Raw genomic sequence first — 15,048 nt, forward strand, 5'->3', positions numbered from 1 at the left:
CCCCCCCAGCCGATCGCGGCGGTCGGCCCGCCACCGTGCGATGTCGAGCATGAGCCGGCTACGGTCGCCGGTCACCTGCTGGACCGCGAGACGCGTCAGCTCCTGCAGCGCGTCAAGAACCTCACCCTTGCGGCCGACGAGCTTCGCGAGATCGTCGCCACCGTCGATGCTCACCACCGCGCGGTCCCCGTCGACGTCGAGATCGATGTCGCCGTCGAAGTCCAACACGTCCAGGAGCTGCTCGAGATAATCGCCGGCGATCTCGCCCTCTTCGAAGAGACGGTCGCCGTCGTCCTCAGCACCGTCGTCCTCAGCACCGGTCTCTTCCGACTCGGCGACCTCAGGTTCCGCAACTCCGGACTCCTTGACGTCCGACTCGGTCACAGGAGATTCAGTCTCAGAAGACTCGGTCACTTCGGGTTCCGTCACATCTGATTCGCCGTGCGTCGCGGTCTCAGCTGTCATCTCGGTTCCACCTTCTTACTCGTACTTGCGATGTCTGGCGCGGTCGCCGGTATGACCCGGCCCGTGATGGGGGAGTACTGCAAACGGTTCAGCGCCGGCCGCCCTTGCGGCCGCCTCGCTTTCCGCCCTTCTTCGACCCCTGATTTTTTGGCCTGGCTCCCGACCCTCCGGAAGTCTGCGCCGCAGGTTTCTGTCCCGGCTTCGGCTTGGCGGGTGCGGACCCATTCCCGTTCCCCGTGGAACCGGACGACCCAAAACCAGACGCCCCAGAACCGGACGCCCCAGAACCGGACGCGCCTGCCGCCTCGGACTCAGTCGCGGCCGCGGATGTCGAGGCGTCAGCTTTCGAGTCCTCAGGTTTCGAGCCACTCGCCTTCGCACTGCCGGCCCCACCGATCCCGAGGGCCTTGGTGAGTCGATCCATCAGCGATGCGTTCTTGGTGCTCTCCGCCGAGTTGTCGGAAGCCTCTTCCGCACCGTCGGCTTTCTCGAGGTCCACACCGTTCTCCGACCCCTGGCCGTCACCGAGTTTCTTGGTGCGGTCCGGTTTGACCCCGGGTTTGGGAGCGTTGGCCTTCAACTTCTCTTGCTTGGCCAGTCGGGCCTCTTCTTCTTCCCTGGCGATACGACCGAAGACGAGGTGCTGCTGCCCGTAGGTCCAGACGTTGTTGCTCATCCAGTACAGGAGGATCGCGACGGGGAAGAATGCGCCGGTGACCAAGATGCCGAGCGGGAAGATGTACAGCGCGAGCATGTTCATCATCCGGGTTTGCGGATTCTCTAGCGCGGCCTCGGGTTGACGTGCGACCGACGCCCGGGAGTTCATGTGGGTCGCGATGGACGCGATGATCATCATCGGGATGACCACGATGGCGATGTCGACTCGCGTGAAGTCAATCGGCTGCCCCGGCTGGACGAACGCCGCCCACTCGGTCTTCGGCTCGGAGATGAACGACGACAGCGGCACCCCGAACAGGCGAGCGTCGAGGAAGTTCTGCACCTGGTCGACGTTGAAGATGTAGTTGCCGACCGACCGTGTTTCCTCGGGCGACATGCCGAGCTGACCCATTCCGTGCGCGGTGCGGTTGAACGACCGCAGCACATGGAACAGGCCGATGAACACGGGGACCTGCAGCAGCATCGGGAGGCAGCCGAGCAGGGGATTGAACCCGTGCTCCTTTTGCAGCTTCTGCATCTCCTCGGTCATCTTGACCCGATCCTTGGCATACTTCTTGCGGATCGCCTGCAGCTGTGGGTTGATCTCCTGCATCTTCTTCGTGGTGCGGATCTGCTTCACGAAGGGCTTGTAGAGAATCGCACGCAGGGTGAACACGAGGAACACCACCGACAGTGCCCAGGCGACGCCGTTACCGCCGGGAGAGTCCGGCGTGATGAAGTCGAACAGCCAGTGCCAGAACCACATGATCGCGGATACCGGCCAATAGATGAAGTTCAGCACGGGTCAGCTATCCCTCACTTCCATAGATGCGCGTACGCCGTCGTCGGCGATGCGATACGACGTTTCCGCCGCGTCCGATTGAGAAAGGTCGTCCGATTGAGAAAGGTCTCCGTGAGCGACGTCGCTCTGCGCGCCATCACGCCGCGTCACCTGCGAGGGCACCGGCGGATGGCGGAATCCTCGATCGGGGACAGGGTCATAGCCGGGCTTGTGCCACGGTCCGCACTTGAGCAGCCGGATCACCGCCAGCGCACCGCCGTGGAAGAACCCGTGTCGGGTCAACGCCTCGACCGCATATGCCGAGCAGGTCGGCTCGAACCGACATGTCGGCAGTCGCAGGGGCGACACCCAGGTGCGATACAGCTCGATGACAAAGATCAGCGCGCGCCGCGGGAACAGATGGATCCATCGCATGACCCGCGTTGACCGCGAGTCCTCGATGGCGGTGGGCGTGCAGCAGTGGGGGAGGGGCTCGACATCGGTCATGCCGACACCCCGGCGCCGGCCACGTCGACCCCTGCGGAACGCGCTGCAAGCTGGCGAACACGCTTACGTCCCATCACTTCTCGCAGCTGATCGGCCAGTTCGTCACTGGAGCGATGTGCGGCGCCCGGGAGGGCGCGGACGACGACGAAGGTCTCGGTGGCCGGAACCCGCCCGCGGACATCGCGGAAGGCGGCGCGCAGCCGACGGGCCACTCGATGCCGAACCACTGCGGGGCCGACGGACTTGCTGACGATCAGCCCCAGCCAGGGCCCGCCGGACATCGCCACCTGGGTACGACGTCCCGACGGGTCCGGCCAGACCGACGGGACCACGGCGACGCTGACCACAAGATCACGCGTCGAGGTCCGCACACCGCGTTTCAGCGTGCGGGAGAAGTCGGATCCACGAGAGATCCCATGTTGGGCCGACATCATCGAACAACACGAAGCCGGCCGGACTTGTGGTCACGACCGGCAGCGCAAGTCGAGATCAGGCCGTGAGCTTCGCGCGGCCCTTGCTGCGACGGCTGTTGACGATGGCACGACCCGCACGGGTGCGCATACGCAGCCGGAAGCCGTGCACGCGTGCGCGACGACGATTGTTGGGCTGGAAAGTCCGCTTTCCCTTGGCCACGGTGACTCCTTGTGCTCGGTGACATGGGCACGCCGATGGCTCGCGTTCCCACATCCTGTGGTGGTCTCTGCTTATCCTGACGCGGTGCCGGACTAGTGCCGGGGTGGTGGCGCCCCCCGCACCGACGCCGAGTGCTCGACGACGCTGCTGATGACGTGATCCACCGCAAATCCGCAACCTGGATGACCAGTCGAGAGTACGGGAGTGAACCCGGCCAAATCAAACGAGCACCGATCGTGCAGGCCAGCCCGACGCGTTCCCCCGATCGGAGGATCGACCGCTCGTTTCCTTTGTCGGCGCCCGATCAGGTCTGTTACGGTTTGCCAGGCACGTCGCATTGACGCCAGTCACATCCCACTGACGCCAGTCACATTCCACTGACGCCAGTCACGTCCCACTGACGGTATGCGGTGACCACGACCCGCAGCGCCGATCTTCCATCTCCTTTTATTCACAGATGTGGATAAGTGTGTGGACAAGTCCGCCCGACCCCGCCAAGGTGGTATCCGTCCACCCCCGACCGACCCCCGCCGATGCTGGTAGTTTCGTCGGAGGCGGAAGCCGGTAGGGCACGCCGCCGGCCTTCGCAGCAGTGATGAAGAGCAGGCGTCGGTGGTGAGCAGGCGTCGAGCAGGAGGGTCAGTGTGACATCGGATCGCGACTCCTTCGGCGAGGTCTGGAAGCAGGTTGTCGCCGAACTCAACGATGACGCCGCCCATCATGAGCCTCTCAGCCGTCAGCAGAAGGCCTGGCTGTCCCTCGTTCAGCCACTGACGCTGGCCGAGGGATTCGCCCTGCTGGCCGTGCCGACACCACTGGTTCAGGAACAGATCGAACGCAATCTGCGCGACACGATCCGCACCACGTTGAGTCGTCATCTCGGCCAGCCCGTGGACCTCGGGGTGCGGACCGCCACGCCCGCGCCACTCGAGGAGACACCCGACCCGGCAACCACCGATTCGGTCGGCTCCGGTGCCTCCACCAATCCGATTCCCTTGTCTCACACGGCATTCGACGAATCCGGGCCCGGCCGCCCGATCGATCCGTCGGCGCCCGGTCGCCCGTCCCCCGACGGATCGGGACCGTTGGCGGGACAGGGTTTCGCGGGCCGCGAGCACCGAGCACCGTCCGATTCGTTCCCGCACCCGACTCCGACCGGCGCCGGCTACTCCGGCGCAACCGATTCCTCCGGTCCGGGCGCGCCGAACGCGACCCCCGGCGCCGAGTGGTCCTCGTATTTCGCCGAGCGACCCACCACCTCCACCGCCTCCGCATCGGGAACGCCGGTCAGTCTGAACCCGAAGTACACCTTCGACACCTTCGTGATCGGCGCGTCGAATCGATTCGCGCACGCCTCGGCCGTCGCCGTCGCCGAGGCGCCCGCACGCGCCTACAACCCGTTGTTCATCTGGGGCGAGTCGGGGCTGGGCAAGACCCACCTGCTCCATGCCGCGGGCCACTACGCCCAGCGTCTGTTCCCGGGCATGCGGGTCAAGTACGTCTCCACCGAAGAATTCACCAACGACTTCATCAACTCCCTGCGTGACGATCGGCGGGTCGCGTTCAAACGCCGCTACCGAGATGTCGACGTCCTCCTCGTCGACGACATCCAGTTCCTGATCGGCAAGGAAGGTATCCAGGAGGAGTTCTTCCACACCTTCAACACGCTGCACAACACCAGCAAGCAGATCGTCATCTCCTCCGATCGCCCGCCGAAACAGCTTGCGACACTCGAGGATCGGCTCCGCACTCGATTCGAGTGGGGCCTGATCACCGATGTGCAGCCGCCGGACCTGGAGACCCGGATCGCGATCCTTCGCAAGAAGGCCCAGATGGACAACATCGCGGTCCCCGACGATGTGCTCGAGCTCATCGCGTCGAAGATCGAACGCAACATCCGCGAGCTCGAGGGTGCTCTCATCCGGGTCACCGCATTCGCGTCGCTGAACAACACCGAGCTCGACAAATCTCTGGCCGACGTCGTGCTGCAGGCGTTGCTGCCCAACTCCGGCACCATCGAGATCAGCGCCGCCGGCATCCTCGCCATCACCGCCGAGTACTTCGACATCTCCGTCGACGAACTCCGCGGCCCCGGCAAGACCCGAGCGATCGCCCAGGCCCGGCAGATCTCGATGTACCTGTGCCGCGAGCTCACCGACCTCTCCCTGCCCAAGATCGGTGAGACCTTCGACCGCGACCACACCACGGTCATGTACGCCGAACGCAAGATCCGCAAGGAGATGGCCGAGCGGCGCAAGGTCTACGACCACGTGCAGGAACTCACCGCCCGCATCAAGCAGCGCGCCGACCGCTGACCCGGTTGGGCACGGGTCACCGACCCCGCTGGCATCAACTCTCAACTCACACGCGAGCCTTCTGTGGTTCCGACGCGCCGTCCTCACCCACGGATCTCCGAGCTCTCGACGCCGGAAATCCGTGCCCGCCGCCCTGTGGATGGACCTTGGGATCGAGCCCGCAGATATGTGCATCGAAGGTGGACAGGAATCGAACAACACTCGTCATCCACATCAACCGCGCCGCACCTCCACGGCTCATCCCACGACTGTGCACACCCCGATCAGGCACATGGCCTGCTCAAACACCACGATCTCCACAGGATCCACAGCTCCTATGACTATTGTTGATCTCTCTTTCAAGAAATCTCTTTTGAAGAAGGATGTGTGTACACACCCACTCCGGGGTCGGCGTGGAGATCGCCGATTCGCGGCGTGGCGACTTGACCCCAACCGCCCACCCGCACGCGTCGGCGTTCTAGAGTGGGAATTCCCGATTCGCACCGAGCGCGTGCCCACACGCCGCTTGAGCGCATCCATGCCGGCCCGCACACCGACCCCGCACAGCAACCAAGGCAGACGAGAGAAGGGCGCATCCCCAGTTATGAAGTTTCGTGTCGCGCGCGACGAGTTCTCCGATTCGGTTGCCTGGGTCGCCCGAAGCCTGCCGTCCCGTCCGCCGGTGCCGGTGCTCGGCTGCGTCGTTCTCGAGGCTCCTGACGAGACCGGATCCGACGCCAACGCCGGTCTGACGATTTCTGGTTTCGACTACGAGGTCTCCGCGCAGGAATCGATCGCCGCCGAGATCGCCGAACCGGGCAAGGTCCTCGTATCGGGACGCCTGCTCGCCGACATCACGCGGGCGCTGCCCAACAAGCCGGTCGATGTCACGCTCGACGGATCCCGGGTGGCCATCGCCTGTGGCAGCGCGAAGTTCTCGCTGCCGACGATGCCGGTCGAGGATTACCCGCAGCTGCCCGACGTGCCCGCGATCACCGGCTCCATCCCGGCCGACCGGTTCGCCGAGGCCGTGTCGCAGGTGGCAATCGCCGCCGGCCGTGACGACACGCTGCCGATGCTGACCGGTGTGCGCGTCGAGATCGAGGGCAACACCGTCGTCCTCGCCGCCACGGATCGCTTCCGGTTGGCCGTGCGTGAACTCGAGTGGGATCCGGCCCAGCCCGACGTCAGTGGAGCGGTCCTCGTGCCCGCCAAGACTTTGTCGGAGAGCGCGAAGACGGCAGGCGCCGAGGGCACCGGGGCTGTTCGACTCGCGTTCGGATCCGGCGATGCCATCGGCTCGGAAGGCATCCTTGGCATTCTCGGCGAGTCGAAGCAGACCACGACGCGCCTGCTCGACGCCGAGTTCCCCAAGTTCCGTCAGTTGCTGCCGGCCGCTCACACCGCCGTCGCGACCGTCGAGAGCGCTCCCCTGATCGAGGCGATCAAGCGTGTGGCACTGGTGGCCGAGCGCGGAGCTCAGGTGCGGATGGAATTCACCGAGGGATCGGTGCTACTCACCGCCGGCGGCGACGAGGCGGGCAAGGCCGAGGAAGAGCTTCCCGTCGATTTCCGTGGTGAGCCGCTGACGATCGCGTTCAACCCCGGCTATCTGCAGGACGGGTTGTCGGCGATCAACGCCAAGTCCGTCGATTTCGGGTTCACCACACCCAGTCGCCCGGCGGTGCTGCGGGTGTCGACCGGAGATGAGCCGGTCGCCGACGAGTCCGGTGCCTTCGTCGCTCCCGACAGCGCCTTCAGCTATCTTCTCATGCCGGTCCGCCTGCCGGGCTGAGCCGGTTCGCCTCTCCGGCGAAGATGTTCCACCCCGAAGACGTTCCTACACAACGGTTTCCACATCAGAAGCGGATCGCCACCACCACCTTCGAGAGGATCGCGATGCAGCTGGGACTTGTCGGTCTGGGGAAGATGGGTGCCAACATGCGCACCCGTATCGTCGGCGCCGGGCATGAGGTGATCGGCTACGACCCGCGTCCCGAGGTCTCCGACGTCAAGACCCTCGCCGATCTGGTCGGCGCACTCGATGCGCCCCGCGTGATCTGGGTGATGGTGCCCTCCGGCGATCCGACGCGCACCACCGTGGCCTCACTGGCCGAGGAGTTGTCGGCCGGTGACATCGTCATCGACGGTGGCAACTCGCGCTACACCGACGACTTCGAGCACGCAAAACTGTTGCAAGCCAAGGGAATCGGATATATCGACTGTGGTGTGTCCGGCGGCGTGTGGGGCTTGGAGAACGGCTACGGTCTGATGGCCGGCGGTGCCGACGCCGATGTCGCACGCGTCATGCCGATCTTCGACGCGCTGCGGCCCGAGGGCGAACGCGCCGACGGCTTCGTGCACGCCGGGCCGGTGGGTGCCGGTCATTACGCGAAGATGGTGCACAACGGTATCGAGTACGGCCTGATGCACGCCTACGGCGAGGGTTACGAGCTGCTCTCGGCCGAACCCCTGATCACCGACGTCGAAGGCACCCTGCGGGCCTGGACCCATGGCACGGTGATCCGCTCGTGGTTGCTCGACCTGCTGGTGCGCGCGCTGCAGGAGGATCCGGGGCTGGCAGAGATCTCGGATTACACCACCGATTCGGGCGAGGGTCGCTGGACCGTCGAGGAGGCCATCCGGCACTCGGTTCCGGCCAACGTCATCTCGGCCGCGCTGTTCGCCCGGTTCGCCTCCCGCCAGGACGGGTCGCCGGCCCTCAAGGCCGTCTCGGCACTGCGAAATCAGTTCGGCGGGCACGCTGTTCGCGACACCACGGGCCGCTCGGTGGGGGAGACCGGCTCGCCGCCGGACACCTCGGCGGGCTAGCCGTGTTCGTCCGTGAACTGCATCTGCGTGACTTTCGCTCGTGGCCGCGGGTGGACGTGGAGTTGGCGTCCGGACCGGTGATCATCACCGGCCGCAACGGTTTCGGCAAGACCAACCTGGTCGAGGCGCTGTTCTATCTGGCCACCTTGCGATCCCACCGGGTCAGCACCGACGCACCGCTGGTGCGTTCGTCGGCGACGTCGGCGCTGGTGACCGCCACCGTCGAGAACGCCGGCCGGGAATTGACCGCGTCCCTGCAGATCAACGCCGAAGGTTCCAACAAGGCGTGGCTCAACACCGCACCCCAGCGCAGGCCGCGCGATCTTCTGGGCGTTCTGCGCGCGGTGTTGTTCGCCCCCGAGGATCTCCTCCTCGTACGAGGCGATCCGGGTGACCGGCGACGCTTCGTCGATGAGCTTGTCGCACAACGTGGTCCACGATTCGCCGCGGCACGCTCAGACTATGACAAGGTGTTGCGACAACGTTCGGCGCTGTTGAAGACGGCCGGTGCGGCCATGCGGCGCGGTGGATCCGACGCCGACTCGGTGATCTCGACACTCGATGTCTGGGACGCCCAACTCGCCGCTCTCGGTGGGCAGGTGACCGCCGCACGGATCGACGTTCTGGGTGACCTCGAACCGCATTTCGCCGGATCGTATGCGGCGATCGCGCCGCACTCGCGACCGGCGACGCTGCGGTATCGGCCCAGTGTCGGCGACGAGATCGTGCCTGCCGCAGGAGAATCCGCCGACCCGGAGGCCATCGAGGCGGCGCTGTTGACCCGGCTCGGCGAGATCCGCGGCAAGGAGATCGAGCGCGGGTTGTCGTTGTTGGGGCCGCACCGTGACGACGTCGATCTCGTTCTCGGTACCGACGTGGCGAAAGGCTTTGCCAGCCACGGGGAATCGTGGTCGCTCGCGCTCGCGCTGCGACTGGGATCGGTGGAACTCGCCAGAGCCGAGGGCGTCGAACCGGTGATCATGCTCGACGACGTGTTCGCCGAACTCGACGCCACGCGACGTCGCAAACTCGCCGAATTCACCGAAGGTGCCGAGCAGCTGATCATCACCGCTGCCGTCGCCGAGGACGTCCCCGAGGGAGTCGGGGGTCGGCGGATCGCGGTGAACATGATCGAAGAGGACGGGGTCCGGCACTCGGTGGTCGCGCCGGCAGCCGAGACGCCAGACCCCGACGGCCCAGACCCCGACGGCCCAGACCCCGACGGCCCAGAACGCGATGTCGCAGAACCTGAGGTGTCGGAGACGGCCGTGTCGGACCCGCCGGGGAGACTGACGTCATGACCGATCAGCCCGATACGGGACCACCTGACACGGGAGCGCCCGACACGGGATCACCGGCGACCGGCTCCGCGGCGCCGGCCGACGGACTCACCGGCTATGAGCGTGCGCGGCGCGCGTTGGAAGAGGCGAGAGCATCGGCCCGCGCCGCGGGTAAGTCGGTCGGTCAGGGTCGCGCGTCGCCACCGCGGCGGCGGTCCGGCGTGCGCCAGGGTGGTCGTCGGCGGTGGTCGGGCTCCGGTCCGGACGCACGGGATCCGCAGCCCTTCGGGCGCCTCGTCGGTGGACTGGCTCGTGAACGGGGATGGCAACCGCGCATCGCCGAGGGCACCTTGTTCGGCATGTGGGAGCAGATCGTCGGCTCCGACATCTCCGCGCATGCCACACCGACATCGTTGCGCGACAACGTCTTATACGTCCAGGCCGAATCCACGGCCTGGGCGACGCAGCTGCGGTACGTGCAGGCACAGATCCTTGCCAAGATCGCGGCCGCGATCGGCGACGGAATGGTCACGTCACTGAAGATCACCGGACCCAAGGGCCCGTCGTGGCGCAAGGGGGAGCGGCACGTGCGTGGACGCGGACCCCGCGACACGTACGGATGACCCGGTGGAGCCGGTGACTCGGACAAGCCGTCGGAGCGCAGCGTGACGTGCTACTCCACCTCACCGACAGTTTTCCGCGTCACGTCGACTCTGAGCCATATTTCATCCTCAGACCACGACCGGACCGGCAGATGCCGGAAAAAATCGGTCTGTGTGCAAATCAGCGGCACCAGATGTGGGTTTCTGACTGACTGAGGCAGTACAATGAATTGAGAGTTGTCCCGACAGGGGGATCAGCCGCCCGCGATGGCAGCGGTGACAGCGGACGATTTCGTCCGACCACAGCATGTCGTGCGGGCGCTTTTGTGCTGATCATCTCATGACCGTCGGGTCGAAATCGATCAGAACAGGAGCGGACGCACCTCGTGGCCGACAGCAGTGACAAGACCGGTGGTTCGGGATCGAAGAAGCCCCGGAAGAAGCCGTCCGAGTACGGTGCCGAATCGATCAGCATCCTCGAGGGTCTCGAGGCCGTGCGCAAACGACCCGGTATGTACATCGGGTCCACCGGCGAACGTGGCCTTCATCACCTCATCTGGGAGGTGGTCGACAACTCCGTCGACGAGGCGATGGCCGGATTCGCCAGCAAGGTCGACGTCACCCTGCTCGAGGACGGTGGCGTCGAGGTGGTCGACGACGGTCGAGGCATCCCGGTCGGCATGCACGCGACCGGTGTACCCACCGTCGAGGTCGTCCTGACCCAGCTGCACGCCGGCGGCAAGTTCGACTCCGACTCCTATGCGGTCTCCGGTGGTTTGCACGGCGTCGGTATCTCCGTGGTGAACGCGCTGTCGACCAAGGTCGAGGTCGAGATCGACGTCGACGGTTTCCACTGGTCGGAGACCTTCACCGATTCCAAGCCGGACGGCCTGGTCAAGGGGGAGCCCACCCGGAAGACGGGCACCACGGTGCGGTTCTGGCCGGACGCGTCGATTTTCACCGAGACGACCTCGTTCAACGCCGAGACGGTCGCGCGCCGACTGCAGGAGATGGCCTTCCTCAACAAGGGCCTCACCATCACCCTCACCGACCGGCGACCCAAGGCCGTCGAGGCGCCCGGCGACCCGAACGGCGAGGGCGAGGAGGGCACCACCGAGACCGCCGAAGAGATCAAGTCCGACGAGGAAAAAGCCGCTGCCGCAACGAAACCCAAGACGCGGACCTATCACTATCCGGACGGTTTGATCGACTACATCAAGCACCTCAACCGCACCAAGAACCCGATCCACAAGTCCGTCATCGGATTCACCGGCAAGGGCACCGGCCACGAGGTCGAGATCGCGATGCAGTGGAACGCCGGTTACTCCGAATCGGTGCACACCTTCGCCAACACCATCAACACCCATGAGGGTGGTACGCATGAGGAGGGCTTCCGTGCGGCACTGACGCGCGTGGTGAATTCCTATGCGCGCGAGAAGAAGTTGCTCAAGGAGAAGGACGACAACCTCACCGGCGATGACATCCGTGAGGGTCTGGCCGCGGTGATCTCGGTCAAGGTGTCCGATCCACAGTTCGAGGGTCAGACCAAGACCAAGCTCGGCAACACCGAGGTGAAGAGTTTCGTGCTGAAGGCCTCCGGCGAGCACATCGAGCACTGGTTCGAGGCCAATCCGGCCGAGGCCAAGATCATCATCAACAAGGCCGTCGAGTCCGCCCATGCGCGTCAGGCCGCGCGCAAGGCGCGAGAGCTGGTGCGGCGCAAGAGCGCCACCGACATCGGCGGTCTGCCCGGCAAGCTCGCCGACTGCCGCAGCAACGACCCGTCCAAGTGTGAGATCTACCTCGTGGAGGGTGACTCGGCCGGCGGCTCGGCCAAGACCGGGCGGGACTCGATGTATCAGGCGATCCTGCCGTTGCGCGGCAAGATCATCAACGTCGAGAAGGCCCGTATCGACCGCGTCCTCAAGAACGCCGAGGTCCAGTCGATCATCACCGCTTTCGGCACCGGCATCCACGACGAGTTCGACCTGGCCAAGCTGCGCTATCACAAGATCGTGCTGATGGCCGACGCCGACGTCGACGGACAGCACATCTCCACGCTGCTCTTGACCCTGCTGTTCCGGTTCATGCGCCCGCTGATCGAACACGGGCACGTCTATCTCGCCCAGCCGCCGCTCTACAAACTCAAGTGGCAGAAGGGCGCCGAGGCCGAGTACGCCTACACCGACCGTGAGCGTGATGCCATGATCCAGGTCGGCCTCGAGGCCGGCAAGAAGATCAACACCGACGACGGCATCCAGCGCTACAAGGGCCTCGGTGAGATGAACCCCAGCGAGTTGTGGGAGACCACCATGGATCCGGCCCCCCGCACACTGCGCCAGGTCACCCTCGACGACGCCGCCGCAGCTGACGAGCTGTTCTCGGTGCTGATGGGTGAAGACGTCGTCGCGCGCCGCAGCTTCATCGCCCGCAACGCGAAAGATGTTCGCTTCCTTGATGTCTGACGTCACGCACCACGCCTGACCGGACACCACATCTGTGAGGACTTTTCATGACTGACACCACGCTCCCGCCCGCCGGCGGGGAAGGCGATCGCGTCGAACCGGTCGATCTCGGCCAGGAGATGCAGAACAGCTACATCGATTACGCGATGAGCGTGATCGTCGGCCGCGCACTACCCGAGGTCCGCGACGGCCTCAAACCCGTGCACCGCCGACTGCTCTACGCCTCCTTCGACGCCGGCTTCCGCCCCGATCGCAGCTATGTGAAATCGGCGAAACCCGTTGCCGAGACCATGGGTAACTACCATCCGCACGGCGACTCGGCGATTTACGACGCGCTGGTACGCCTGGCCCAGCCGTGGTCGATGCGCTACCCGCTGATCGACGGCCAGGGCAACTTCGGGTCCCGCGGCAACGACGGTCCGGCCGCCATGCGCTACACCGAGGCCCGGCTCACCCCGCTGGCCATGGAGATGTTGCGCGACATCGACAAGGACACCGTCGATTTCACGCCCAACTACGACGGCAAGACCAACGAACCGACGGTCTTGCCCGCGCGGATCCCGAACCTACTGATCAACGGTTCCGGCGGTATCGCCGTCGGTATGGCCACCAACATCCCGCCGCACAACCTCACCGAGGTGGCCGAGGCGATCTTCTGGGCGCTGGAGAACCACGAGGCCGACGACGAGACCACCCTCGACGCCTGCATGGAGCGGATCAAGGGCCCGGATTTCCCGACCGCCGGCCTCATCGTCGGTGGTCAGGGCATCAAGGACGCCTACACCACCGGTCGCGGGTCGATCCGCATGCGCGGCGTGACCGCGATCGAGGAGGCCAAGGGCGGCGCCACGCAGATCGTGATCACCGAGCTGCCCTACCAGGTCAACCCGGACAACATGATCCAATCGATCGCCGAGCAGGTCAACGAGGGAAAACTCAAGGGAATCAGCAAGATCGAGGATCACTCCTCCGATCGTGTCGGCCTGCGGATCGTGGTCACCCTGCGTCGTGACGCGGTGGCCAAGGTCGTCCTGAACAACCTGTACAAGCACAGCCAGCTGCAGACCAGCTTCGGTGCCAACATGCTCTCGATCGTGGACGGCGTGCCGCGCACCCTGCGCCTCGATCAGATGATCCGCTACTACGTCGCCCACCAGATCGACGTCATCGTGCGGCGCACCCGCTACCTGTTGCGCAAGGCCGAGGAGCGCGCCCACATCCTGCGCGGTCTGGTGAAAGCCCTTGACGCCCTTGATGAAGTGATCGCGCTGATCCGTGCGTCGGCCAACACCGACGAAGCCCGCACCGGCTTGATGGACCTACTCGAGATCGACGAGATCCAGGCCGATGCCATCCTCGCCATGCAGCTGCGTCGACTGTCGGCGTTGGAGCGGCAGAAGATCATCGACGAGTTGGACGAGATCGAACGCGAGATCGCCGACTACAAGGACATTCTCGACAAGCCCGAGCGTCAGCGTTCGATCGTGCGGGACGAGCTTCGAGAGGTCGTCGAGAAGTTCGGCGACGAGCGACGGACCCAGATCATCGCCGCCGACGGTGACGTCGCCGACGAGGATCTGATCGCCCGCGAGGACGTCGTCGTCACCATCACCGAAACCGGCTACGCCAAGCGCACCAAGACCGACCTGTATCGCAGTCAGCGACGCGGCGGCAAGGGTGTGCAGGGGGCAGGGCTCAAGCAGGACGACATCGTCGCGCACTTCTTCGTCTGCTCGACGCATGACTGGATCCTGTTCTTCACCACCAAGGGTCGCGTCTACCGCGCCAAGGCCTACGAGCTCCCCGAGGCCAACCGCACCGCACGCGGGCAGCACGTCGCGAATCTCCTTGCGTTCCAACCGGAGGAGCGCATCGCCCAGGTCATCCAGATCAAGACCTACACCGACGCACCGTATCTCGTGCTCGCCACCCGCAACGGCCTGGTGAAGAAGTCCAAGCTCGAGGACTTCGACTCCAACCGGTCCGGTGGTATCGCCGCGATCAACCTGCGCGGCGAGGACGAGCTCGTCGGCGCCCAATTGTGCAGTGCCGACGACGATCTGTTGCTCGTCAGCCGCAAGGGACAGTCGATCCGCTTCCACGCCGACGACGAGGCGCTGCGCCCGATGGGCCGGCAGACCTCCGGTGTGCAGGGCATGCGGTTCAACGCCGACGACGAGTTGCTGTCGCTGAATGTCGTGCGCGAGGGGACCTACCTGCTGGTGGCGACCTCCGGCGGTTACGCCAAGCGCACCGGCATGGAGGACTACCCGGTGCAGGGGCGGGGCGGCAAGGGCGTGCTGACCATTCAGCACGACAAGCGCCGTGGCACGTTGATCGGCGCGCTCATCGTCGACGACGACTCCGAGCTCTACGCGATCACCTCCGGGGGCGGTGTCATCCGCACCGCGGCCCGTCAGGTCCGCAAGGCCGGACGCCAGACCAAGGGTGTGCGCCTGATGAACCTCGACGAGGGCACGACGCTGCTGGCCATCGCCCGCAACGCCGACGAGCCGGAACCGGAACCGACCG

At 65.4% G+C, this 15,048-nt stretch carries 11 protein-coding genes and 1 pseudogene; 7 read left to right on the forward strand and 5 right to left on the reverse strand.

The window, feature by feature from the left end; translation table 11 throughout:
* The 5 genes and pseudogenes from B1964_RS26715 to rpmH form a co-directional block, all read right to left on the reverse strand.
* A pseudogene (locus B1964_RS26715) lies at nucleotides 1-384 on the reverse strand (KH domain-containing protein); the annotation flags it as partial.
* A 169-nt stretch (nucleotides 385-553) separates the two neighbouring features.
* Nucleotides 554-1,924, reverse strand: coding sequence for a membrane protein insertase YidC (yidC, locus tag B1964_RS26720; RefSeq protein WP_079931969.1), 1,371 nt, complete (start codon nucleotides 1,922-1,924; stop codon nucleotides 554-556).
* A 3-nt stretch (nucleotides 1,925-1,927) separates the two neighbouring features.
* Nucleotides 1,928-2,410 (reverse strand): membrane protein insertion efficiency factor YidD, encoded by a 483-nt coding sequence (gene yidD / locus B1964_RS26725; RefSeq protein ID WP_006368613.1) that lies wholly within the window; start codon nucleotides 2,408-2,410, stop codon nucleotides 1,928-1,930.
* Nucleotides 2,407-2,844, reverse strand: coding sequence for a ribonuclease P protein component (rnpA, locus tag B1964_RS26730; protein WP_079931970.1), 438 nt, complete (start codon nucleotides 2,842-2,844; stop codon nucleotides 2,407-2,409). The genes yidD and rnpA overlap by 4 nt, the downstream gene beginning before the upstream one ends.
* 55 nt (nucleotides 2,845-2,899) lie before the next feature.
* Nucleotides 2,900-3,043, reverse strand: coding sequence for a 50S ribosomal protein L34 (gene rpmH, locus B1964_RS26735; protein WP_006368615.1), 144 nt, complete (start codon nucleotides 3,041-3,043; stop codon nucleotides 2,900-2,902).
* 644 nt (nucleotides 3,044-3,687) lie between these two features.
* Here rpmH and dnaA point away from each other — a divergent pair.
* From dnaA to gyrA, 7 genes are all read left to right on the forward strand, one after another.
* Nucleotides 3,688-5,358, forward strand: a complete 1,671-nt coding sequence (gene dnaA, locus B1964_RS26740; RefSeq protein ID WP_006368616.1) for a chromosomal replication initiator protein DnaA — start codon at nucleotides 3,688-3,690, stop codon at nucleotides 5,356-5,358.
* Between the two features lie 583 nt (nucleotides 5,359-5,941).
* Nucleotides 5,942-7,132 (forward strand): DNA polymerase III subunit beta, encoded by a 1,191-nt coding sequence (gene dnaN / locus B1964_RS26745; protein ID WP_079931971.1) that lies wholly within the window; start codon nucleotides 5,942-5,944, stop codon nucleotides 7,130-7,132.
* Nucleotides 7,133-7,155: 23 nt separating this feature from the next.
* Nucleotides 7,156-8,169, forward strand: coding sequence for a phosphogluconate dehydrogenase (NAD(+)-dependent, decarboxylating) (gnd, locus tag B1964_RS26750; RefSeq protein WP_020172915.1), 1,014 nt, complete (start codon nucleotides 7,156-7,158; stop codon nucleotides 8,167-8,169).
* A 2-nt stretch (nucleotides 8,170-8,171) separates the two neighbouring features.
* Nucleotides 8,172-9,470, forward strand: a complete 1,299-nt coding sequence (recF, locus tag B1964_RS26755; RefSeq protein WP_079931972.1) for a DNA replication/repair protein RecF — start codon at nucleotides 8,172-8,174, stop codon at nucleotides 9,468-9,470.
* Nucleotides 9,467-10,072 (forward strand): DUF721 family protein, encoded by a 606-nt coding sequence (locus B1964_RS26760; protein ID WP_079931973.1) that lies wholly within the window; start codon nucleotides 9,467-9,469, stop codon nucleotides 10,070-10,072. Before recF ends, B1964_RS26760 begins: the two co-directional genes overlap by 4 nt.
* Nucleotides 10,073-10,437: 365 nt before the next feature.
* The gene (gene gyrB, locus B1964_RS26765; RefSeq protein WP_079931974.1) at nucleotides 10,438-12,516 is read left to right on the forward strand and encodes a DNA topoisomerase (ATP-hydrolyzing) subunit B; all 2,079 of its coding nucleotides are present in this window, start codon (nucleotides 10,438-10,440) and stop codon (nucleotides 12,514-12,516) included.
* A 47-nt stretch (nucleotides 12,517-12,563) separates the two neighbouring features.
* The coding region (gyrA, locus tag B1964_RS26770; RefSeq protein ID WP_079931975.1) for a DNA gyrase subunit A at nucleotides 12,564-15,048 on the forward strand (2,485 nt) is incomplete at its 3' end.

Source organism: Gordonia sp. i37, from assembly GCF_002043085.1.
Classification (GTDB): Bacteria; Actinomycetota; Actinomycetes; order Mycobacteriales; family Mycobacteriaceae; genus Gordonia; species Gordonia polyisoprenivorans.

Bases quoted from the DNA above. Each gene is read 5' to 3' on its own strand.
- gnd (WP_020172915.1), top strand. From the start codon at position 7,156: ATGTTCCACCCCGAAGACGTTCCTACACAACGGTTTCCACATCAGAAG.
- B1964_RS26760 (WP_079931973.1), top strand. From the start codon at position 9,467: ATGACCGATCAGCCCGATACGGGACCACCTGACACGGGAGCGCCCGAC.
- yidD (WP_006368613.1), bottom strand. From the start codon at position 2,410: ATGACCGATGTCGAGCCCCTCCCCCACTGCTGCACGCCCACCGCCATC.
- dnaN (WP_079931971.1), top strand. From the start codon at position 5,942: ATGAAGTTTCGTGTCGCGCGCGACGAGTTCTCCGATTCGGTTGCCTGG.
- rnpA (WP_079931970.1), bottom strand. From the start codon at position 2,844: ATGATGTCGGCCCAACATGGGATCTCTCGTGGATCCGACTTCTCCCGC.